12 protein-coding genes and 1 pseudogene are annotated in these 22,833 nt (G+C 69.1%); 4 read left to right on the top strand and 9 right to left on the bottom strand.

Features of this window, described 5'->3' with window-relative positions; genetic code table 11:
- Window positions 1-3 precede the first annotated feature (3 nt).
- From ABD932_RS40960 to ABD932_RS40950, 3 genes and pseudogenes are all read right to left on the bottom strand, one after another.
- Entirely contained in the window at window positions 4-1,749 is a 1,746-nt protein-coding gene (locus ABD932_RS40960; protein ID WP_345021217.1) for a SpoIIE family protein phosphatase, read from the bottom strand.
- 89 nt (window positions 1,750-1,838) lie between these two features.
- Window positions 1,839-7,205 carry a pullulanase-type alpha-1,6-glucosidase gene (gene pulA, locus ABD932_RS40955; RefSeq protein ID WP_345021216.1) on the bottom strand — a complete coding sequence of 1,789 codons (5,367 nt, stop codon included), beginning with the start codon at window positions 7,203-7,205 and terminating at the stop codon, window positions 1,839-1,841.
- Window positions 7,206-7,367: 162 nt separating this feature from the next.
- Window positions 7,368-7,646 (bottom strand): annotated as a pseudogene (locus tag ABD932_RS40950) (non-reducing end alpha-L-arabinofuranosidase family hydrolase); the annotation flags it as partial.
- A gap of 69 nt (window positions 7,647-7,715) precedes the next feature.
- Between ABD932_RS40950 and ABD932_RS40945 the strand changes: the two are divergent.
- Window positions 7,716-8,039 carry a hypothetical protein gene (locus tag ABD932_RS40945; RefSeq protein WP_345021214.1) on the top strand — a complete coding sequence of 108 codons (324 nt, stop codon included), beginning with the start codon at window positions 7,716-7,718 and terminating at the stop codon, window positions 8,037-8,039.
- A gap of 30 nt (window positions 8,040-8,069) precedes the next feature.
- Here the strand turns inward: ABD932_RS40945 and ABD932_RS40940 are convergent, their stop codons facing one another.
- Entirely contained in the window at window positions 8,070-9,392 is a 1,323-nt protein-coding gene (locus tag ABD932_RS40940; protein ID WP_345021287.1) for an alpha-amylase, read from the bottom strand.
- A 325-nt stretch (window positions 9,393-9,717) separates the two neighbouring features.
- On the opposite strand from ABD932_RS40940, the gene ABD932_RS40935 reads away from it, so the two are divergent.
- A complete protein-coding gene (locus tag ABD932_RS40935; protein ID WP_345021212.1) occupies window positions 9,718-11,787 on the top strand; it encodes a carbohydrate-binding module family 20 domain-containing protein in 2,070 nt (689 codons plus the stop codon).
- Between the two features lie 71 nt (window positions 11,788-11,858).
- Here ABD932_RS40935 and ABD932_RS40930 read toward each other — a convergent pair whose 3' ends face one another.
- The 4 genes from ABD932_RS40930 to ABD932_RS40915 all read right to left on the bottom strand — a co-directional run bounded on the left by ABD932_RS40930 (window position 11,859) and on the right by ABD932_RS40915 (window position 17,079).
- The gene (locus ABD932_RS40930; protein ID WP_345021285.1) at window positions 11,859-13,550 is read right to left on the bottom strand and encodes a glycoside hydrolase family 13 protein; all 1,692 of its coding nucleotides are present in this window, start codon (window positions 13,548-13,550) and stop codon (window positions 11,859-11,861) included.
- A gap of 191 nt (window positions 13,551-13,741) precedes the next feature.
- Window positions 13,742-14,650, bottom strand: coding sequence for a sugar ABC transporter permease (locus ABD932_RS40925; RefSeq protein WP_345021211.1), 909 nt, complete (start codon window positions 14,648-14,650; stop codon window positions 13,742-13,744).
- Window positions 14,651-14,663: 13 nt separating this feature from the next.
- Window positions 14,664-15,668 carry a carbohydrate ABC transporter permease gene (locus tag ABD932_RS40920; protein WP_345021210.1) on the bottom strand — a complete coding sequence of 335 codons (1,005 nt, stop codon included), beginning with the start codon at window positions 15,666-15,668 and terminating at the stop codon, window positions 14,664-14,666.
- Between the two features lie 142 nt (window positions 15,669-15,810).
- On the bottom strand, window positions 15,811-17,079 hold the full coding sequence (locus ABD932_RS40915; RefSeq protein ID WP_345021209.1) for an extracellular solute-binding protein: 1,269 nt from the start codon (window positions 17,077-17,079) through the stop codon (window positions 15,811-15,813).
- A gap of 381 nt (window positions 17,080-17,460) precedes the next feature.
- Here ABD932_RS40915 and ABD932_RS40910 point away from each other — a divergent pair, with 381 nt between their 5' ends.
- Window positions 17,461-18,495: a LacI family DNA-binding transcriptional regulator gene (locus ABD932_RS40910; RefSeq protein WP_345021208.1), complete on the top strand. Its 1,035-nt coding sequence runs from the start codon at window positions 17,461-17,463 to the stop codon at window positions 18,493-18,495.
- A 142-nt stretch (window positions 18,496-18,637) separates the two neighbouring features.
- Window positions 18,638-19,612 carry a phosphatase PAP2 family protein gene (locus tag ABD932_RS40905; protein ID WP_345021206.1) on the top strand — a complete coding sequence of 325 codons (975 nt, stop codon included), beginning with the start codon at window positions 18,638-18,640 and terminating at the stop codon, window positions 19,610-19,612.
- Between the two features lie 72 nt (window positions 19,613-19,684).
- On the opposite strand, the gene ABD932_RS40900 is transcribed toward ABD932_RS40905, so the two are convergent.
- Entirely contained in the window at window positions 19,685-22,684 is a 3,000-nt protein-coding gene (locus tag ABD932_RS40900; RefSeq protein WP_345021204.1) for a bifunctional [glutamine synthetase] adenylyltransferase/[glutamine synthetase]-adenylyl-L-tyrosine phosphorylase, read from the bottom strand.
- Between the last annotated feature and the right edge of the window lie 149 nt (window positions 22,685-22,833).

Raw genomic sequence — 22,833 nt, 5'->3', positions numbered from 1 at the left:
CGCTCACCCTAACCTCAGCGCCAGCATCGCGATGTCGTCCTCCCGGTCCCGGCCGAAGCAGCCCAGCAGGGTGTCGCACAGCGCGTCGAGACCGGCCGGGGCGTCGCTGGCGGCCGTGCGCAGCTGCTCCATGGAGGTGGTGAGGTCGATGCCGCGGGTCTCGATGAGGCCGTCGGTGACCATGAGGAGCCGGTCCTGCGGGCCCAGCTCCAGCTCGCTCGGCTCGGGCCGGTCGAGACCGAGCCCGAGCAGGGGACCGCACACGGGGACGTACTCGGCGTCGCCCTTCTCCCGCACGACCAGCGGCGGGATGTGGCCCGCGTTGGCGATCCGGACCCGCCCGGCCCCGGGGTCGACCAGGGCCAGGCAGACCGTGGCGGTGACCTCGGGGTGGTAGTGCTGCAGCATCCGGTCGAGCAGTTCGGCCAGGGCCCGCGGGTCGCTCTCCTCGACGCAGTGGGCGCGCAGCGCGTGCCGCATCTCGACCATGACGGTGGCCGCCTCCAGCGAGTGCCCGACGACGTCCCCGACCGCGGTGAGCACGCCCTCCTCCGTGCGCAGGGCGGCGTAGAAGTCGCCGCCGATCTCGGTCTGCCGGGAGGCGGGCACGTACCGCACGACGAGGTCGACGCCCGGCAGATGGGGCAGCCGGTGCGGCTGGGGCAGAAAGCTGTGCTGGAGGGTGAGGGCGATGTCCCGCTCCGCCTGGTACATCAGCAGCGGTTCGGCGGCGAGCGCGGTGGCCTGGGCGAGGCGCTCAGCGGGGAGTGCCGCGAGGGGAAGTGCCGCGTTGTGCCGTCGGTCGCCCGCGGGTTCATCGTGGCTGGTCGCTCCCCCACTCTCGAATTCGCTCGAGCGGGGGGACCCCCATCGCGGCGGAGCCGCATATCGATACGGTCCCGCGCCCCTCGGGGACGCCGCACATGCCGGTGTCGCGATGCACACCTGGGCTCGGCTCTCATGGGCCGACGCCAGTATCAGGCGGGCGTCCTCGTTGACGCCGGGCCGGAAGAAGCCCGCGGGCCACAGCGGCGCGGGGACGACGGTGCTGTGCACGCCTTTCCGTCCGTCCGACCCCTCCGTGATCCGTGTGATCAGCCGTGCCGCCGACTCGTGGGCGCTGGCGTCGGGCAGCGCGAGCCGGCTGCGCGAGGCGCCGTGGTGCGCCTCACCGTCCGGGCCGATGACGAACACGACGGCGGGCGCGCCGACGAGCCGGGCCGCGCCCGCGGCGGCGGCGTCGGCCAGCTCCCCCAGGCAGCGCGCGGTCTGGACGGCCACGATCGCCTCGGAGAGCACCGTCAGCCGGTGCGCGACCGTCTCAGCGGCGGCACCGCGACGCGCCCCGCGCACGGCGGCCCGGACAACGGCCTGGATCTCGCTCGGCTCGGCCGGCACCGTCAGGTAGGCGTCGGCGCCCGCGTCGAGACCCCGGCACCGGTCCATCGCGTCCACGGCCATCGCGGAGAAGTGGACGACGGGCAGCGCGGCCGTGGACGGCCGGGACTTGACCCGCCGGCACAGCTCGAAGCCGTTCATGTCCGGCAGCCCGACGTCGACGAGGGCCACGTCGGGCAGGGAGCCCGCGCGCAGCCGCACGTCGAGCTCGCTCAGCGCCTCGCCCGCGCTCGCCACCGGTACGACGTCGTGGCCCGCGCGGCGCAGCACGGCGCCCATGGCATAGCGGCTGGCCGAGACGTCGTCGACGACCATCACGGTCGTACCGAACTGCTGATCGTAACCGTCCATCGTCAACCGTCCATCGTTGCCTGCCCCCGGATACGCACGAATGGGGCGGCCCCGGTGACCGGGTCCGCCCCACTCAAGCTAGCGCCGTGTCAAAGCGCCCGTGCGAAGACGGCGACAGTCCGACCCGGAACGGCGAACGTGCCCGTTTTCCCCTCGAAGGACGAGGACTTGACGATAGGGTCCGCGCCCGAGGCCTGCACCGGATGCAGCCGGTAGCCCTCGCCGGCCAGCGCGTCGATCCGCTGCTCCTGCTTCGCGGGCGTCGCGTTGAAGACGACGACGAGGTCACCGAGCCGCATGGTGATCACGCCGGGCGTCTCGTCCTTCCCGGACAGCGGGAAGGAGAGCTTCGACTGCACCTGGTCCGCCGTGTCGAGGGAGAACGCCGACTCCGACGAACGGATCTTCAACAGGTCCTGGTACGCCGCCGAGGTGCCCTCGATCTGCTCGCAGCCCACCTTGACGGTACTCAACAGGGGCGTGCCGTACGGCCACTTGTCCTTGTTGTCGGCCGCCATCGGCAGCCCCCGCCCGAAGCCGTTGCCGTCGGCGCAGTTCCAGTGGATCGCGTTGAACCAGTCGCCGCTGTCGTAGGAGTTGCGGTCCAGCGACTTCGAGCGCAGCAGGTCGGTGCCGGCCTGGGAGAGCGCCGGGCCCTGCGACAGGGTGGCCGTGGCCATGGCGAGGACCTGCATACGAGCCCGGTCGGCCGCGCTCGTCGAGGACGGCAGCTTGAAGGCGAGGGCGTCGAACAGCGACTCGTTGTCGTGCGCGTCGGCGTAGGCGAGGGCGTCGCCGGGGGCGTCCGCGTAGCCGGCGGGCTGTCCGTTGTAGTCGACCTCGGCGCCGGTGACCTCCTTGCCGTCGGTGTCGGTGAACCGGTAGGCGGCGAGGTTGCCGGACAGACCGACCTTGATCAGGTCCTGGTAGTGCAGCAGGCGGGCCTTCTGCTCGGCCGACGTGCCGTTGTTCTTCGAGGAGTTGGGGTCGGTGTACAGCCCGGACGCGAAGCCCTGGATGCCGGGGTCCTCGTCGAAGGGCCCGCCACCGCGCACGGCGTCGCGCGCCCGGTCGGAGAACGTCGCGATCCCCGTCCCCGCCATGTTCTTCTGGGTGGCCTGCACGAAGCGGGCGTCGTCGGCGATCTCGCCGAAGTTCCAGCCCTCCCCGTACAGGATGATCTTCTTGCCGTCGACGCCGTCCTTGGCCAGGGTCAGCGCGTCCAGGGCCTTGCGGACCGCCAGGATGTTGGCCTTGGGGTGGTGGCCCATCAGGTCGAAGCGGAAGCCGTCGACCTTGTACTCCTTGGCCCAGGTGACGATCGAGTCGACGACCAGCTTGCCCATCATCGCGTTCTCGGGTGCCGTGTTGGCACAGCAGGTGCTGTTGGCGACCGAACCGTCGGCGAGGAGACGCTGGTAGTAGCCGGGGACGACCTTGTCCAGGACGCTGGTGTCCGCCTGACCGCTCGACGTCGTGTGGTTGTAGACGACGTCCATGACGACCCGCAGGCCGTCCTCGTTCAGCGCCTTGACCATCTTGCGGAACTCCACCGTACGGCCGGTGCCGTCCGGGTCGGTGGCGTACGAACCCTCGGGAACCGTGTAGTGGTACGGGTCGTAGCCCCAGTTGTACGCGTCCTTCGCGGCGATCTTCGCCACGCACTCCTGCTGCTTGTCCGAGTCCGCCGGGAAGGAGGCCAGATCGCAGTCGACACTCGCCTGCTCGGACCTCTTCTCGGGAATCGTGGCGATGTCGAAGGCCGGCAGCAGATGGACGTACGACGTACCCGCCTCGGCCAGCTTCTTCAGGTGCTTGGAGCCGTCACTGAGCTTGTCCGTGAAGGCGAGGTAGGTGCCCTTGTCCTTCGCGGGCACCGTCTTGTCCGCGATGGAGAAGTCCCGGATGTGCAGCTCCTGGATCTGGGCGTCCTTCAGCGGCACGGCCTTGGGCTTGGTGTACGAGGACCAGCCGCTCGGCGCCAGCGCCTTGTCGCCCAGGTCGACGACCAGGCTGCGCTCGGAGTTCGCGGTCAGGGCGACCGAGTAGGGGTCGGTGACCTTGTTGGTGACGATCTTCCGGACGCCGGGCGCCCAGACCTTCACCACATACCGGTACGCCTTGCCCTTCCAGGACCTGGGGCCGGTGACGGACCAGACGCCGGTGGTGTCGTTCCGCCTCATGGCGACGGTGGAGCCGCCGATCTCCAGTTTGACCGACTGGGCCGTGGGCGCCCAGACGGCCAGCGTCGGACGGCCCTTGTCGAAGGTCGGCCCGAGGTCGGCCTTCGTCGCGCCCGGGTAGAGGTCGTCGAGTACGCCGGCGATCTGGACGCCGGTCGCGGCCAGGACGGCACCGTTGGCGGCGCGCTGGGAGGCGACGATCTGGCCGCGCAGGGCCTCGCGGACCCGGTCGCGGTCACGCGGGTCGACGGACCAGGCGGTGTAGTTCTTCAGGTGCGGGAACTTCGCCTTCTGGGCGTCGGTGAGGGAGGTCTTGGACAGGCGCAGCCAACGCTCGTCGTCGCTGGTCAGCGCGCCGTCCTTCACCTCGATCGAGCCGGCCCGGCTGTACAGGAGCTGGGTGGAGGCGGCCGTCTCGGAGCCGTTCCAGGCGAGCGTGTTCCGGTCGATCCAGACCGCCTTCGAGGTGGTCAGGTCGAGCGCGGCCGCGGAACCCGCCGGCTGCGGGAGCAGGTACTTCTCCTGGCCGCTCAACAGCCACACCTCGTGGCCGTTGGCGGTGAGGTCGAGGGACTGGTCGGCGGGCAGGTCCTTCTCGTCGCCCTTGTGGAGGATGTAGCTGAGGCTGGTGGCACCGTCGGTGAGCGGTACCTCGAAGACCGCACCATAGGTATCAGTCTTGACCGGCTTCAGGGGGTTCGACCACTCGGTGGGGTTCGCGGCACCCGTCCAGACGTGCAGACCCCAGCCGTCGTAGGCGCCGTCGGCGCGCTGGTAGTGGATGACGGCCTTGGTCCTGTCCTGCGCCGGGGAGTCGGGCCGGGTGGTCTGGACGGCTTCCTTGCCCTGCTCGATCCAGATCTCGCCGGTCTTGGAGATGTCGATCGTGCGGTCGGCGGAGACGTCCTTGTTGCCGTCCTTGTCGATGACGAGGAAGCCGACGTTCGATGCACCGGGCTTCAGCTTGACGTAGGCGAAGGCGCCGTAGGCGTCCCGGCCGACGAAGGGGTGGCTGTCCGGCCAGTTCGTGGCCTCGCCGTCGGCGAGGTCGCCCCAGGCGTACAGGCCCCAGTTCGCGTAGTCGCCGTCGGTGCGCTTGTAGTGGACGATCGCGTAGTCGCGGGAGGCGGCGCTGGGGACCTCCTCGGCGGGCGGGGTGCCCGTGGTGGAGGCCGCCGTGGCGCTCGCGGTGCGTCCGGCCGAGTCGATGACAACCGCCTTGTAGCGCAGGGCGGTTCCGGCCGGTACGTCCTTGCCGATGGTCTGCGTGACCTTGTACGGGGCGTGGTCGGCGGAGCCGAGCGTCTTCCACTTGCCGCCTCCGACCTGGGCGGCGAAGACGACGCGGTTGAGCTGCCCGCCGTCGACGTCGGCGCCGATCTCGACCGTGCCGGTGGCGCCGGCGGCCGGGGCCTCGAGGCTGACGGTCGGCACGGTGGACGGCTGGGCGAGCCTGCCCGCCGCCTTGAGGACGATCGCCGAGCCGGCCGGGACGGTGACGGTGAGCTTCTTGTCGGCGTCGCTCTTCGGGGAGTCGTCGGTGCCGTGGATGCCCTTGAACACCATGTCGGCGGAACCGGTCGCGAAGGTGGCCGTCTTCGTCTCACCGGCGTTGTTGAAGGCGACGACGTACTCGACACCCGTCCTGGCGTCGGTGCGGGAGAAGGCGTAGATACCGGCGCCGTCGGCCGCGTAACGCTCGGTCTGGACGCCGTCGGCGAGGGCCGGGTTGGCCTTGCGGAGCTTGGCGAGTTCGGCGATCTGCCGGTAGAGCGGTGCGCTCGTGTCGTAGGCGTCGCTCGCGTGGGTGCGGTCGGTGCCGATCTGGTCGTCGTCCAGGTAGTCGGCGGTCTTCGAGGCGAACAGGGTCTGGCGGGAGTCCTTGTCGCCGCCTGCTCCGGTGAAGCCCTGCTCGTCGCCGTAGTAGACGACCGGGTTGCCGCGGCTGAGGAACATCAGCTCGTTGGCGAGCTTGTCCTTGGCGAGGAGTTCCGCGTCGGTCGCCTTCGGGTTGTCCTGGTTCAGGAAGTACCCGATGCGGCCCATGTCGTGGTTGCCGAGGAAGGTGACCTGCTCGTAGGCGTTGGCCTTGTCGGTCGTGTACTTGTAGTCGTCACCGAAGACGCCCGCGAGCTTCTGCGCGCTGCCGCCCTGGGAGGCGTACTGCCGTGCCGCCTCCTGGAAGGGGAAGTCGAGCGTGGCGTCGAGGCGGCCCTGGGTGACGTACGGCGCGGTGACGTTCGTGTCGGCGGAGTAGACCTCGCCGAACATGAAGAAGTCGTCGCGGCCCTGCTTTGCCGCGTAGGCGTCCAGCGCCGTGGCCCACTGGGTCCAGAACTCCGTGTTGACGTGCTTCACGGTGTCGATCCGGAAGCCGTCGATGTCGAAGTCCCGCACCCAGCGCTGGTAGATCCTCTCCATCCCCGTCACGACCTCGGGACGCTCGGTCCACAGGTCGTCGAGGCCGCCGAAGTCGCCGTGGGTGGAGCTCTCACCGGCGAAGGTGGAGTCGCCGCGGTTGTGGTACATCGTCGGGTCGTTGAGCCACGACGGGACCTTGACGTTCTTCTTCGCGGCGGGGACGGTCGGCGTGCGCGGGAAGGAGTCGGTGTCGACGGCCGGGAACCCGGACCTCCCGTCCGCGTAGTCCGCGTCGTCGAAGGGCTCGCCGTCCTTGGTCAGGTACGGGAAGGCGCCCTTGGAGAGGTAGCCGTAGGACTTCTCCTCGTAGTCGACGACGTCGGCGGTGTGGTTGGTGATGACGTCGAAGAAGACCTTCATGCCCTTGGCGTGGGCCTTGGAGATGAGGGTCTCCAGGTCCTTGTTCGTCCCGAAGTGCGGGTCGACCTGGGTGAAGTCCGTAATCCAGTAACCGTGGTAGGCGGCGGAGGCATTGTCGCCGGTGCCCTGCACCGGCTGATTCTTGAAGATCGGGGCCATCCAGATGGAGGTGGTCCCCAGGCCCTTGATGTAGTCGAGCTTCTTGGTCAGGCCCTTGAGGTCGCCGCCCTGGTAGAAGCCCTTGTCGGTGGGGTCGTAGCCGGTCGACATGCGGGAACCGGTCAGGCCGCCCTTGTCGTTGCCGGTGTCGCCGTTGGCGAAACGGTCCGGCAGGACGAAGTAGAACTGCTCGCGCGTGGCGTCGTGCCGGGCGGGCTCGGCGGCGAGCTTCGCGTCGGACGGGGGCGGAGGCGGGGCGTCCGCCCCCGCCGCGAGGGGCTGGACGAGCGCTGCGGCCAGCGCGGTCACGGCGACCGCAGCGACCCGTCCCATATGGGTGGTTCGGCGCCTCGACGGCGACGGCCATCTCGCTATCACAGATGGGCTCCTTGCGATTACGGCTCTCATGGGTCCGACCCCGCGCGAAACGTATCGCCGCCGTAAGGATTACAGCAAGAGGCTTGAAACCATCGGCAAGGACTTTCACCAAGTCTCTCAGCAGGGAGAGTTGGTCTGCGTGAGCAGGCCCAGCCGCCAGGGCAGGGTGTTGTAGGGGCCGGAGGCGGCCGGGTCCATGCCCTGGTAGAGGTAGCGCAGGCGGCACGGATTGATGGTGAGGGTCTGGTCGACGCCGTCGCGGAGCATCTCGCCGTGGCTGATGTCCTGGGTCCAGGGGGTGCCGTCGAAGGTGACGTTGGTGGACCGTGCGAAGGGGTTGGCCTCGGTGTCCGCGAGCGGGGTCCAGGTACCGGCGATGCTGAGCGATGTTCTGAACACGTCAACCCCGCGCGTCCCGCGCATAATCGGTCGCCACGCGCGAGCTCTGCTGGCTACCGTCCCCGCATGGATCAGGAACCACCCCTCGTCCGCGAGGTCTTCCCGGAGCTCGTCGACGAACTGGCCCAGCTCCTGGAGGAGGAGGGCGAGCGCGAGCTGGCCATCTGCGTGCGGGACGTCCGTATGGTCGGCGAGTGCGGCTGCGGGGGCGACTTCTGCCAGAGCATCCGGACGGCGGATCACCCGGACGGACAGCCCTACGGCCCGGGCCATCGGTGCGTGCCGCTCGTGCCCGCCGACGGCATGCTGATCCTCGACGTAGTGGACGGCCGGATCATGTACATCGAGATCCTCGAACGGCCACCCCTGCGCCGGCGTGTACAGCCGTGACAGGGGTGGCCGCGTCGAGGGCGTGACGCCTCAGCAGCTGGTCTTGCCGGCGTAGATCGCCAGGGCGGTGTTGGCGCCCAGGGTGGCGGTGAACTGGCCGCTGGAGTTCACGGTCACCGTCGTGTTGTTCTGCACGTTGCAGTACGTGCCCGCCGCGAGGGAGGTCTGGTAGGTGCGGCTCAGGCTGCTCGACTCGTGGTTGATGGCCACGTAGCCCTTGCTGCCCCGCCCGAACGCGATCGCGTCGCCCCCGTTGTCCCACCAGTTGGTGACGGCCTCACCGCGCGTGGCATTGCGGAAGGCGACCATGGACTTGATCTCGGGCCAGTTGTGCTGGCACTTCCAGCCGTCCTGCCAGCAGGCGTTGACTGCACCGCCACTGGGCGGGCCCGCGTCCGTGTCGGACCACTCGTAGCCGGAGTTGATGTCCGGGGCACCGTACGGGTAGGCGAGCATGAAGACGTTGGCCAGCGTGTAGTTGGCGCCGTCCTTGTAGTTCAGGGTGCTGCCGTTGCGCTCGGTGTCGTGGTTGTCGACGAAGACACCGGAGACGCCGCTGCTCATGTAGCCCCAGCCCTCGCCGTAGTTCTTCAGGTAGGCAAGGTTCTCATTGTTGAAGACGCGCTTGAGGTCGTAGGCGTAGCGGAACTCCTGGACGTCGCCGTTTCCCGTGTACTCGGTGGGCTGGACGGCTTCGCCGCTGCCATAGATGGCCTCCTGCTTCCAGTAGACGCTCGGGTTGCTGAGGCGCGACTTGATATTGGCGAGGTCGGCGGCCGGGATGTGCTTGGCCGCGTCGATGCGGAAGCCGTCGACGCCGAGGGAGAGCAGGTCGTTCATGTACCCGGCGATGGCGCCGCGGACGTAGGACTCGCCGGTGTCGAGGTCGGCGAGGCCGACGAGTTCGCAGTTCTGGACGTTCGCACGGTCCGCGTAGTTGGTGATCTGCGCGGTGCAGTCGTCGAAGTCGAAGGAGGAGTACAGGCCGGGGTAGTTGTACTTCGTGTACGACGAACCACCCGTGCCGGTGCCGCTGCCCGCCGACATGTGGTTGATGACGGTGTCGGCGACGACCTTCACCCCTGCCGCGTGGCAGGTGTTCACCATGTTCCGGAAGGCCGTCCGGTCCCCCAGCCGACCGGCGATCTTGTAGCTGACGGGCTGGTACGACGTCCACCACTGCGAGCCCTGGATGTGCTCGGCGGGCGGGGAGACCTGGACATACCCGTAACCGGCGGGGCCGAGGGTGTTGGTGCACTCCTTGGCGACCGAGGCGAAGTTCCACTCGAACATCACCGCGGTGACGTCCTTGGTGCCGGGCGGGGAGGCGGAGGCGGTGTCGCCGGGGGCCATCACGACCGCCGCGGCGGCTGCGGCGAACGCGGTGAGGGCGGCGGTCACGGTACGGCGCCCAGGGGGCGCATCCCATCTGGATATCACGGGCGAACTCCTTGCGAAGGCGGCTCAGTCGGGTCCCCCCCTGCGCCGCGGCGCGGCTTCGTTGCCGGGCACCGGCGTGACCGTACCGCCGCGAAAGGTTTACAGCAAGAGAGTTGAAAGTCATAGCAAGTACTTTCATCCGCAACCTTGACGTGCCCTTCTCAACTCCCCCACGCTCACCAGTTGTTGAATCCCTGACCGCTGATCGACATCCCGAACACCGGTAACGGAGCCGCACATGACCACCAGACCCCGTCCCCCTGGGGCCCTCCGCCGTGCCCTGACCGCCGCGGCGGCCGGCGCACTCGCCCTCGCCGGAGCCGTCGCCCTGCCCGCCGCTCCCGCCCACGCGGGCGCCACGACCTCCGGCGATGTCATCGCCAACCTCTGGTCCTACAACTGGGACTCCGTCGCCGCGGAGTGCACGGACGTGCTCGGTCCGAACGGCTACGGCGCGGTGTGGGTCGCCCCGCCGGCCGAGTCACTGAAGCAGACCAACTACTACTGGTGGGATGTCTACCAGCCGTACTCCTACGACCTGAGCGGCCGCTTCGGTACGGCGGCGCAGTTCGCCTCGATGGTCGACGCCTGCCATGACGCGGGCGTGAAGGTATACACCGACGCGGTGATCAACCACACCGCCGCCCAGACCGGCACCGGCTACAACGGCACGACGCTCACCAACAAGTACGACACCCCCGACTGGGATCCGGACGATTACCACACGTCCGCCGAGTGCGCGGACTCCGACCTGATCATCGACGACTGGTCGAACCTCACGGAGATCCAGAACTGCGAACTGCTCGGCCTGCCCGACCTGGAGACGGAGGACGACGACGTCCGCTCGGGCATCGCGGCGTTCCTCAACAAGCAGCTCGCCCTGGGCGTCGACGGCTTCCGTATCGACGCGGCCAAGCACATGCCGGTCGCCGACCTCAACGCGATCTGGGCGAAGCTGGACAACACGACCGCGGGCGCCGAGCCGTACATCTTCCAGGAGGTGTATCCGGGCTCGACCCCGGCCGCCTCCGACTACTACTCCGCGGGCGACGTCCTGGACTTCGGTTACGCCAGCAAGGTGAAGTCGGCGTTCCAGGGGAATGTGAGCGACCTGGAGTCGCTGCCGTCGTCCGGGGTGCTGACCCCCGCCAACTCGGTGTCCTTCGTGACCAACCACGACACCGAGCGCAACGGCCTGCACATGAGCTACAAGGACGGCGACACCTACCGGCTCGCCAACGTCTTCCAGCTCGCCTACAAGTGGTCGACACCGACGGTGTACTCGGGCTTCGAGTTCTCGTCGTCCGACCAGGCGCCACCCAACTCGAACGGCTTCGTGACGGACACGAACTGCTCGAGCGGCTGGTACTGCCTGCACCGCGACACCGCCGTCACGGGCATGGTGAAGTGGCACAACGCGGTCGGTTCGGAAGCGGTGGCCAACTGGTCGACGAAGTCGTCGAGCGTGATCGGCTTCAGCCGGGGCACGGCTGGCTACATCGCGATCAACAACGGCTCGTCGGCGGCGACGTACACCTTCGCCACAGGGATGGCCGACGGCACGTACACGAACGTGATCGACAACGGCGCGACGACGGTGACGGTTTCGGGCGGCAACGCGACCCTCACGATGCCCGCGAAGAGCGCGATCGCTTTCTACGACGGTGAGTTCACACCCTGCGACACGGCCTGCGAGGAGCCGGACGACGGCACCTCGACGGTGACGGCGACGTTCAACGAGTACGCGGCGACGTCATCCGGGCAGGACGTGTACGTGGTCGGTTCGATCGCGGCACTGGGGAGCTGGGACACGGCGAAGGCGGTGAAGCTGTCGTCGACGGGTTACCCGATCTGGTCGGGGGCGGTGAGTGTGCCGGTCAACACGTCGTTCGAGTACAAATACGTGAAGAAGGACAGCTCGGGGAACGTCACCTGGGAGTCGAACGCCAACCGCTCGGCGACCACGACGACTTCTGCCGTCAGCCTGAGCAACTCCTGGAACGTGGCGAACACGAACGCCACCGACGTGACCTTCAACGTCAACGCCACGACCGACTGGGGCACCAACGTCTACGTCGTCGGCTCGATCGCCTCCCTCGGCTCCTGGAACACGGCCGACGCGATCCCGCTCTCCTCGGCGTCGTACCCGACGTGGAGCAAATCGGTGATCGTTCCGAAGAGCACGGCCTTCGAGTACAAATACGTGAAGAAGGACGGTTCCGGGAACGTCACCTGGGAGTCGGGCACGAACCGCTCGTACACGACGGGAACGTCGAGCGGCCACACCTCGACCGACACCTGGAAGTAGCCGGCCTGCTCAACGGCCTGTGGCCCACCACCGCCTGAGCGGGGTGGGCCACAGGCCGTCGTCGGTGGCCGTCAGGCCGTCGTCCACCACACCGTCGTGTCCGACGGGACCTTCGTCTCGCCGTCCGCCTCGGTGATCTCGCCGCTGGTGAGCAGCACGCGGCCGTGGGCCGGGAGGGTCACGGACTCGCCGGTGGTGTTGGCGACGCAGACGAACTCGCCGCGGCGGAAGGCCAGGACGCCCTCGGGTGCACGGAGCCACTCCACCGTGTCGCCGGCGCCGAGGTCGGGGTGCTCGCGGCGGGCCGCGAGGGCGGCGCGGTACAGCTCCAGGGTCGAGCCCGCGACGCCGGTCTGCGCCTCCACGCTCAGCTCGGCCCAGGTCGCCGGCTGCGGCAGCCAGCTGCCCCCGCTGCCGAAGCCGTACGACGATCCCTCGCGCGTCCACGGGATCGGCACCCGGCAGCCGTCGCGGAAGCCGTCCTGGCCGGCGCCGCGGAAGTACGCCGGGTCCTGGCGCACCTCGTCGGGCAGGTCGACGACGTCCGGGAGGCCGAGCTCCTCGCCCTGGTAGACGTACGCCGAGCCGGGCAGGGCCAGCATCAGCAGGGTCGCCGCGCGGGCCCGGCGCAGGCCGAGTTCCCGGTCGCCTGCGGTGCGGATCTGGGTGCCGAGGCCGGGCGGGTTGGCGAAGCGGGTGGCGTGGCGGGTGACGTCGTGGTTGGAGAGGACCCAGGTGGCCGGGGCGCCGACCGGGCGCATCGCGTCCAGGGTGCGGTCGACGACCTTGCGGAGCTCGTCCGCGTCCCATTCCGTCGACAGGTACTGGAAGTTGAAGGCCTGGTGCAGTTCGTCGGGACGGACGTAGTTCGCGGTCCGCTCGACGGTCGGTGTCCAGGCTTCGGCCACGAAGATCCGCTCGCCCGCGTACTCGTCGAGGATCGTGCGCCACTGGCGGTAGATCGCGTGTACGCCGTCCTGGTCGAAGAACGGCATGACATCGTTGCCCAGCAGCTTGAGCTGATCGTGGTCGCCCAGGTCCGGCAGGCCCTCGGCCTTCACCAGGCCGTGCGCGACGTCGATACGGAAGCCGTCGACGCCCATGTCGAGCCAGAAGCGGAGGATCGAGCGGAACTCGTCTCCGACTGCCGGGTGCTCCCAGTTGAAGTCGGGCTGCTCGGGGGCGAAGAGGTGCAGGTACCACTCGCCGGGGGTGCCGTCCGGCTCCGTCACCCGGGTCCAGGCCGGGCCACCGAAGATGGACTCCCAGTCGTTGGGCGGGAGTTCGCCGTCGGCGCCCTTGCCGGGGCGGAAGTGGTAGCGGTCCCGCAGCGGGGAGCCGGGGCCGTCCGCGAGCGCCCGCTTGAACCACTCGTGCTGGTCCGAGGAGTGGTTGGGCACCAGGTCGACGATGATCCTCAGCCCCAGCCCGTGGGCGTCGCGGATCAGCGCGTCCGCGTCGAGCAGGTTGCCGAACATCGGGTCGACGGCCCGGTAGTCGGCGACGTCGTAGCCGGCGTCGGCCTGCGGGGAGGCGTAGAAGGGGCTGAGCCACACGGCGTCCACGCCGAGGTCGCGCAGGTACGGGAGGCGGGAGCGTACGCCTTCCAGGTCGCCCATGCCGTCGCCGTTGCTGTCGGCGAAGCTGCGCGGATAGACCTGGTAGATCACCGCGTCCCGCCACCAGTCGCGACGCTTGGCGACGGTGGCGACGGCCGCAGCGGAGGTGGGGGTCGGGGCCGGGTCGGCGGAGTGCTGGCTCATGGCGTCCTTGATGCGTAACTGGATTCGGGTCACGTATGAATGGTGCGGCTTGCAGGTTTTCAGCGTTTTTCGGAAGCCCGGGGTTCTTCGGCACACGGATGTGAGGCGGCCGCGGTGACAGCGGGGTCGGATGGCCACCGCGGCCGCCACCCGCGCGACAAGGCGCGCGGGAGTCGTGGTGAGCCCGGGGCTCAGCCCTTGGTGCCGCCCGCGGTGAGGCCGGTCACCAGGTTCTTCTGCACGAAGTAGAAGAACGCGGACACCGGTATGGCGATCAGCACCGCCGTCGCGGCCATGAGGTTGCGCTGCGCGTCGTGCTCGCTGACGAAGGTCTGCAGACCGACGGCGAAGGTGTACTTCGTGTCGGAGAGCATGAACGTGGACGCGAACGCGACCTCGCCGAAGGCCGTGAGGAAGCTGTAGAAAGCGGCGACCGCCAGGCCCGGCTTGGCGAGCGGCAGGATCAGTCGCGTGAACGTGCCGAAGGGGGACAGCCCGTCGACGCGTCCCGCCTCGTCGATCTCGAACGGGATGGTGTCGAAGTAGCCCTTCATCAGCCACGCGCAGTACGGGACGACGGTCGAGCAGTAGACGAGGATGAGGCCGATATAGGTGTCGATGAGCTGCAGGTCCGACAGGATCTGGTACATCGGCACCATGAGGACGGCCACCGGGAACATCTGGGTGACCAGGAGCACCCACATGAACTTCTTGTAGCCCGGGAAGCGCATCCGCGAGACCGCGTAGCCGGTGGTGGCGGAGATGATCACGCCGATGAGCGTGGTGCCGAGCACGACGACCATCGTGGTCAGCAGCCAGTCGAAGAACTTCGTCTCCTGGAGGACGAACGTGTAGTTGTCGAGCGTCATCTTGCCCCAGATGCCGCCCGGGTGGAGGTAGTCGTCCTTGTCCGGGCCGAGGGACAGGAAGACCAGCCAGGCCACGGGGAAGAGCGCGATCAGGCTCGCCACGATCAGGATGCCGTGGGAGACGAGGGAGGTGCCGAGGCTGTTCTCGCCGCGGCGGCGCACCTTGCGCGGGGTGGCAGTGGTCACGGAGTCCTGCTTGTTCACCGGGGTCTCAACAGTGGTCGTACTCATGGGGACTCCTGCCTCAGATCGCGAGCTGCTGGTCATTGCGGTTCAGCCAGCGGCGGTAGAAGGAGGTGAAGACGATCAGGATGGCCAGCAGCAGCATGCCGTAGGCGGCCGACTGCGCGAAGTCGCGCGGCTGCTGTCCGAAGCCGAGGTAGTAGGCCCAGGTGACAAGGATCTGGGCGTCCGGGGCGGTGTCGCCGAACAGCAGGAAGATGATGGCGAACTGGTTGAAGGTCCAGATGATGCCGAGGAGTACGACGGTGGAGCTGACAGACCGCAGGCCCGGCAGGGTGACGTAGCGGAACTGCTGCCACTTGCTCGCGCCGTCCATCTCGGCGGCCTCGTACAGCGAGGAGTCGATGGACTGAAGCCCGCCGAGCAGCGAGAGCATCATGAACGGCACACCGCACCAGGTGTTGACCATGATCGCGGCGAACCGCTGCCAGAAGGTGTCCTCCAGCCACAGCGGCGTCGGCAGGTGGAGCGTCTCCAGGAACGAGTTGATGATGCCGCCGTCGGCGAGCATGAACCGCCAGCCGAAGACGGTGACGAAGGTCGGCACGGCCCACGGCAGGATGAGGATCAGCCGGTACAGGGTGCGGCCGCGCAGCTTCTGGTTGAGCAGCAGGGCGAGGCCGAGGCCGATGGTGTAGTGGAGGGTGACGCAGGCCGCGGTCCAGAAGATCGTCCAGATGAAGTGCGACCAGAAGCGGTCGTACGCCGTCTCGCCCCACAGGATGTCGGCGTAGTTGTCGAAGCCGATGTACTTGTAGGTGGCCTCGATCTCGTTGACGCCGATCGTGCGTGCGCTGTTGAGGCTGTTGGCGTCGGTGAGGGTGAGGTAGAAGCCGTACACCAGGGGGTAGAGCACGAGGACGCCGAGGACGATCATCACCGGAGCGATCATCGCGTAGGCGTACCAGTGCTTCTGGTAGCCGTGCTTCAGGCGCTGGAGCGGCCCGCGGCGCGGCCCGCGCCCGCCTCGGGTTTTCCCGGTCGCGCGGTCGATGGCGACTGTCATGGTTCGACAACCTTCATGAAGATCGACAGATCAAGGGTGTACGGCTCGTTCGAGTGTGCGGCTCGTGGGTGTACGGCGCACAGGCCGGTGACCGCCGGATCGCTCCCCCCATGATTCAGGGCGATCCGGCGGTCACTCGGGGTCACTTGCTGAAGTCCGGGACCAGCTTGGCGATCGAGGTCTCGGCGGTGCTCAGGCCCTTGTCCAGGGACACCTTGCCACCGGCGATCTTCAGCAGCTCGGTGTCCACCGGGCCCCACAGGGAGCTGTACTCGGGCAGGGCCGGGCGCGGCTGGGCGGCGGAGAGGACGCCCTGGTAGCCGGCGATGCCCGGGTCGGCCTTGACCTCTGCGGTGTAGGCGTCGTCACGGGTGGGCAGCGTGTTGTTCTTCAGGGCGATGGTCTCCTGGGACTTCGCCGAGGTCATGAACTTCACGAACTTCAGCGCGGCCTCCTGGTGCGCCTTGTCCGAGCCCGCGTACACGGAGAGGTTGTGGCCGCCGGTCGGGGCGCCCGCCTTGCCGGAGGAGCCGGCCGGGACGGTGGCGATGCCGAGGTTGTCCTTGTCCTTGAACGCCGAGCCCTTGTAGAAGTTGGTGATCTCCCACGGGCCCTGCATGATCGCGGCGACCTTGCCGTTGACGAACGCCTCCTGGATGTGGGCGTAGGCGTCGGCGGTGGTGTCGGCCTTGTGCAGGCCCTTGCCGTCGAAGAGGCCCAGCCAGGTCTCGTAGCCCTTCTTGGCCTCGGCGCCGGCGACGGTGATCTTCTTGGCGTCGGCGTCGACGGTGTCGGTGCCCTCGCCGTAGAGGAACGTCTGGGCGTAGTAGGCCTGGGTGGAGCCCCAGTAGCCGTCGACGCCGGTCTTGTCCTTGATCTTGGCGGCGGCCTTCTTCAGGTCGTCCCAGGTCTTGGGGGCCTCGACGCCGGCCTTCTTGAACAGGTCCTTGTTGTAGACGAAGGCGAGCGTGTCCGTGGTGAACGGAACGCCGTAGACCTTGCCCTCGTACTTGGCCTGCTCGATCAGGCTGGGCTGGAACTTGCTCTCGTCGGCGAGGGCCTCGGTGCCGTCCAGCGGCGCGAAGAAGCCCTTCTTGGCGAAGGCGGGCGTCCAGCCGACCTCGGAGCGCAGCACGTCCGGGGCACCCTTGGAGCCGGCGGCCGTGTCGAACTTGTTCTGCGCCTGGTCGAAGGGGACGTTGACGTACTTGACCTTGACGTCCTTGTTGGCGGCCTCGAACTCCTTGACCAAGGCCTGGTACGTCGGCGCCTCGTTGGTGGCGTTGGAGGTGTCCCACCAGGTGATGGTGACCGGCCCGTCGGCACTGTCGCCGCTGTCACTTCCGCCGCAGGCCGTCGCCGCGAGGGCGAGGGACGCCACCAGCGCGGTGGCCGCTATGCCACGCCGCATGAGAACTCCTTGAGGGTGAAAGCCCGAGTGATGCAAGGTCGGCCCCGTCTGCCTGACCCTGCTGTCTTGCCGACTGCGCCGTTGCGGCCGCCGGGCGACGTGAACGTAACAGCGTTGAAAGCTCGACGAAAGACCTTGCAGAAAAAAAGTGCAAGAGAACGCTGAAGTTACCCGGGTGTGACCTCTCGGCGACCGTCGTGAGACGCTTCTTTACAGGGGTGGAGCGGTACAGAGACGGTCTGTGCAAGACTCTGCAAGCTCTTGCCATCACTGTCACGAGGGAGTGCGATGACACAGCAACCGGGTCGGGGACGGCCAACAGGTCGCCCACGGCGTCCGATTGGTGTGCAAGGCGACATACGGCCGGTACAGTCCAGTGCCGTGACCACACGGCTTGCAGACATCGCTGCTCAGGCGGGGGTGAGCGAAGCGACCGTCAGCCGCGTCCTCAACGGGAAGCCGGGCGTCGCCGCCACCACTCGCCAGTCCGTGCTGGCCGCGCTCGACGTGCTCGGCTACGAACGTCCGGTGCGGCTGCGCCAGCGCAGCGAGGGCCTGGTCGGCCTGATCACCCCGGAGCTGGAGAACCCGATATTCCCGGCCCTGGCCCAGGTCATCGGCCAGGCACTGACCAGGCAGGGCTACACCCCGGTGCTGGCCACCCAGACCCCGGGCGGCTCGACGGAGGACGAGCTGACCGAGATGCTCGTCGACCGCGGCGTCGCCGGCATCATCTACGTCTCCGGCCTCCACGCCGACACCACCGCCGACATGCAGCGCTACGAGCGGCTGCGCGCCCAGGGCGTCCCCTTCGTCCTGGTCGACGGCTTCTCCCCCAAGGTCCAGGCACCTTTCATCTCCCCCGACGACCGCGCCGCCATGACGCTCGCGGTCACCCACCTCGCCTCCCTGGGCCACACCCGCATCGGCCTGGCCCTGGGCCCCAAGCGCTTCGTCCCGGTCCAGCGCAAGATCGAGGGCTTCGTCCGCGCGATACAGGACCAGCTGAACCTGCCGACGAACGTCATAGAGACCGAGCTGATCCAGCACTCCCTGTACACCCTGGAGGGCGGCCAGGCGGCGGCCACGGCGCTGATCGACCGGAACTGCACCGCGGTCGTCTGCGCCAGCGACATGATGGCGCTGGGCGCGATAAGGGCGGCACGGCAACGCGGCCTGGAGGTCCCGAGGGACATCTCGGTGGTCGGTTTCGACGACTCCCCCCTGATCGCCTTCACCGACCCGCCCCTCACCACGGTCCGCAAGCCGGTCCCGGCGATGGGACAGGCGGCGGTGCGCACGCTGCTGGAGGAGATCGGCGGGACTCCGGCCCCCCACAGCGAGTTCGTGTTCATGCCGGAGCTGGTGGTGCGCGGTTCGACCGCTTCGGGGCCTGGGAACAGGAACCACTCCTAACTCGTCCCCAGGGCGGAGAATCCCCGCACCCCGCCCTGCGTCGGTAGGAGAATGGGGCTGTACGCCCGCCGTAGAACATGCGTCCTGAACCCACCCGAGGGATGATCGGTCGGGGAAGGCTTATCTGGCAGACTCTGTGCTCATGGGTGAGACGACCGTGACGACACTGGAAGGCCGCGAAGCGGCCGTTCCGCACCCCGTCACGGCCGAGACGCGTCCCGGCCCCCTGGGCCGACTGCGCACCCCGCGCCGCCCCCGCCTCTGGTTCGAGATCCTGCTGATCGCGGTGAGTTACTGGACGTACTCACTCATCCGCAACGCGGTTCCGGAGCAGAAGGCCGAGGCGCTGCGCAACGCCGACTGGCTCTGGGAGCTGGAGCACCATCTCGGCATCGCCGTCGAGGAGTCGATCAACCACACCGTGAACTCGGTGGCTTGGCTCATCGTCGGCATGAACTATTACTACGCGACCCTGCACTTCATCGTCACGCTCGGCGTCCTGGTCTGGCTCTACCGCAGCCATCCCGGCCGCTACGCGGCGACCCGCCTGGTCCTCTTCGCGACGACCGGCGTGGCCCTGGTCGGTTACTACCTGTACCCGCTCGCTCCCCCGCGGTTGATGACCAACGGCGGCTTCATCGACACGGTCCTGGTCCACGACACCTGGGGCTCGATGGCCTCCGGCGACCTGAAGAACATGTCGAACCAGTACGCCGCGATGCCGTCCATGCACATCGGCTGGTCCGTCTGGAGCGGACTGACGATCTTCGCGCTGGCGAGGATCCCCTGGGTACGCGTCCTGGGCCTGCTGTACCCGACCGCCACCCTGGTGGTGATCGTCGCGACGGCCAACCACTTCTGGCTGGACGCGGTGGGCGGCCTCCTCTGCCTGGCCTTCGGCTACACGGTGGCACGCCTGTGGTACGGAGCGCTGCCGCACGCACTGCCGCGGCAACCCCGCACGAACCCGCACCCGCCCACGGCGGCCGGGGCACGTGCCGGGGGGTGTCCGCCCGCAGCGGCGGGCGTCAACGCCGACCAAGCTCCTGACGAACCGAGGCGCCCGACCGAGGACGGACACCCCCCGGCGCGGCCCCGACCCACGACTCACGCGTAGGCGCTACGCGCACCCCCACTCAGCGCCACGGGCCGCCGCAGGCATCGACGCGCCCCCCCACGAGCCGAAGCCTCACGCTCCGTAGAACAGCTCCTCCACCACAGCCCGCGCCCGACGCGTCGTACGCCGATACGCGTCGAGCATGTCCCCCACATGCCCCGGCTCGTACCCCAGGTACCGCCCCACCGCCGCCACCTCCCGGGCATCCGACGGGAAGGTGTCCCCGGCCCGCCCCCGCACCAGCATCACGGCGTTGCGCACCCGCGTCGCCAGCACCCACGCCTCGTCCAGGATGGCCGCCTCCTCGGCCGGAAGGAGCCCGGCCGCACACGCGGCGGCGAGGGCCTCCCGCGTCCGTGTCGTACGCAGCCCCGGCTCCGCCCAGCCGTGCTGGAGCTGCAGCAGCTGAACCGTCCACTCGACGTCGGAGAGACCGCCGGGCCCGAGCTTGGTGTGCAGCTTGGGATCGGAGCCGCGAGGAAGCCGTTCGGACTCCATTCGGGCCTTCAGCCGGCGGATCTCCCGCACGGCGTCCTCCCCCAGCCCCTCGGCGGGGTAGCGCAGGGGGTCGATCAGGTCGATGAAACGCCGCCCCAGTTCCTCGTCACCGGCCACCGCCTCGGCCCGCAGCAGCGCGTGCGACTCCCAGATCAGGGACCACCGGCGGTAGTACGCGTCGTACGAGTTCAGCGTGCGCACCAGCGGCCCCGACTTGCCCTCCGGGCGCAGATCGGCGTCGATCAGCAGCACGGGATCCGCGCTCGGGATCTGCAGCAGCCGGCGCATCTCCGAGACGACCCGGTTCGCGGCCGCCGAGGCCTCGTGCTCGTCGACGCCGTCCCGCGGCTCGTGCACGAAGACGACGTCCGCGTCGCTGCCGTAGCCCAGCTCGTGCCCGCCGAACCGCCCCATGCCGATGATCGCGAACCGGGTGGGCAGCGTGTCGCCCCACCCCTCCCGCACCACCGCACGCAGGGTGCCCGCCAGTGTCGCCGCCGTCAGGTCGGACACCGCCGCGCCGACGCGGTCCACCAGCGCACCTTGATCCGCCTCGGCCGGCTTCGTCTCGGTGCCGTAGGAGTCGATGATGTCCGCGGCGGCCGTACGGAACAGCTCGCGGCGGCGCACACCGCGGGCCGCCGTGACCGCCTGCGTGGCGTCGTCCGCGCGGCCCACCGCGGCGAGGATCTCCTGCTCCAGGTGGCCGCGCGAGCGCGGCTCCAGACCGGAGCCGCCGTCGCCGTCACCGAGCAGGGCCACCGCCTCGGGCGCCCGCATCAGCAGGTCGGGGGCGAGGCGGCCGGCCGACAGGACGCGGGCGAGGTTCTCGGCGGCGGCGCCCTCGTCCCGCAACAGCCGCAGATACCAGGGGGTCTTGCCGAGCGCGTCCGACACCTTGCGGAAGTTCAGCAGGCCCGCGTCCGGCTCCGCCGAGTCCGCGAACCAGCCCAACAGGACCGGCAGCAGGGTGCGTTGGATGGCCGCCTTGCGGGTGACGCCGGAGGCCAGCGCCTCCAGATGCCGGAGCGCGGAGGCGGGGTCGGCGTACCCGAGCGCGATCAGCCGCTCGCGCGCCGCCCCGGCGCTCAACCGGGCCTCGCCCGGGGCGAGTTGGGCGACGGCGTCGAGCAGCGGGCGGTAGAAGAGCTTCTCGTGCAGGCGCCGTACGACACTCGCGTGCCGTTTCCACTCGCGGTTCAGCTCGGCGACCGGGTCGGCGCGCAGGCCGAGGGAGCGGCCGATGCGGCGCAGGTCGGCCTCGTCCTCGGGCACCAGGTGCGTGCGGCGCAGGCGGTAGAGCTGGATGCGGTGCTCCATGGAGCGCAGGAAGCGGTAGGCGTCGTCGAGTTGGGCGGCGTCGGCGCGGCCGACGTAGCCGCCCGCCGCGAGCGCCTGCAGCGCGTCCAGCGTGGTGCCGCTGCGCAGGGACGCGTCGTCCCGGCCGTGCACCAACTGCAGCAGCTGTACGGCGAACTCGACGTCCCTGAGTCCGCCCGGGCCGAGCTTGAGCTGGCGGTCCACCTCGGCCACGGGGATGTTCTCGACGACCCGGCGGCGCATCTTCTGCACGTCGGCGACGAAGTTGTCCCGCTCGGCGGCCTTCCAGACCAGCGGTTCCAGCGCGGCGACGTACTCCTCGCCCAGCTCGATGTCGCCCGCGACCGGGCGCGCCTTCAGCAGCGCCTGGAACTCCCAGGTCTTGGCCCAGCGCTGGTAGTAGGCGAGGTGGCTGCTGAGGGTGCGGACCAGCGGACCGTTGCGGCCCTCGGGCCGCAGATTGGCGTCCACGGGCCAGATGGACCCCTCGACGGTCGTCTCCGAGCAGATCCGCATCATGTGCGAGGCGAGCTTGGTGGCCGACCGCACCGCCTTGCCCTCGTCCGCGCCGTCCACGGCCTCGCCGACGAAGATGACGTCGACGTCGGAGACGTAGTTCAGCTCGTGGCCCCCGCACTTGCCCATCGCGATCACCGCGAGCCGGCACAGCGCGGCGTCCTCCGGCGCGGCGGCGCGGGCGATGGCGAGCGCGGCGCGCAGGGTCGCGGTGGCGAGGTCGGCGAGCTCGGCGGCGGTCTGGGCCACGTCGGTGGTGCCGCACACGTCACGGGCGGCGATGGACAGCAGACAGCGCCGGTAGGCGACGCGCAGGGAGACCGGGTCGGTGGCCTCGGCGAGGCCGAGCTCGAACTCCTCCACCTCCGGGTGCAGGTCCCGCGGCTCGTACATGACCAGTGCCTGCCAGTCGTCGGCGTGCTTGGCGAGGTGGTCGGCGAGCGCCGAGGAGGCGCCGAGCACACCGAGCAGCCGGTCGCGCAGGGGCTTGGCCGCTATCACCGTGTCGACCAGTTGCCGCTGGGCGACGGGGTCGGGCTGCGCTTCGAGGAGCCGGACGAGACCGTGCAGGGCGAGGTCCGGGTCGGCGGTGGCGCCGAGGGCCTCCAGGAGTACCGGGTCGTTCCTGATCGCTGCGAGCTCGGCGCTCTCCAGGAGCCGCTCGGCGGCCGACGGGTCGGTGAATCCGTGCCGCAGCAGCCGCGTGAAGGTACTGCTCCTGCGCCCCGGCGCCGTCATGGTCGGCCTCCCGTTCCGATCAGGGTCGTACGCGCCCGATCAAGGTCGTACGCGGACGAGCCTAACCGGAGTACCTGGGAGTGGCGCCGATGAGTTCCGGCGACCCGTGCGGTCAGCCTTGTGCAACGACATGTCTGGAGGGCGGCCCG

Source organism: Streptomyces shaanxiensis (genome assembly GCF_039537145.1).
GTDB lineage: Bacteria > Actinomycetota > Actinomycetes > Streptomycetales > Streptomycetaceae > Streptomyces > Streptomyces shaanxiensis.
The sequence above is the reverse complement of the archived record's forward strand: the minus strand, read 5'-3'. Positions and strand labels throughout refer to the sequence as shown.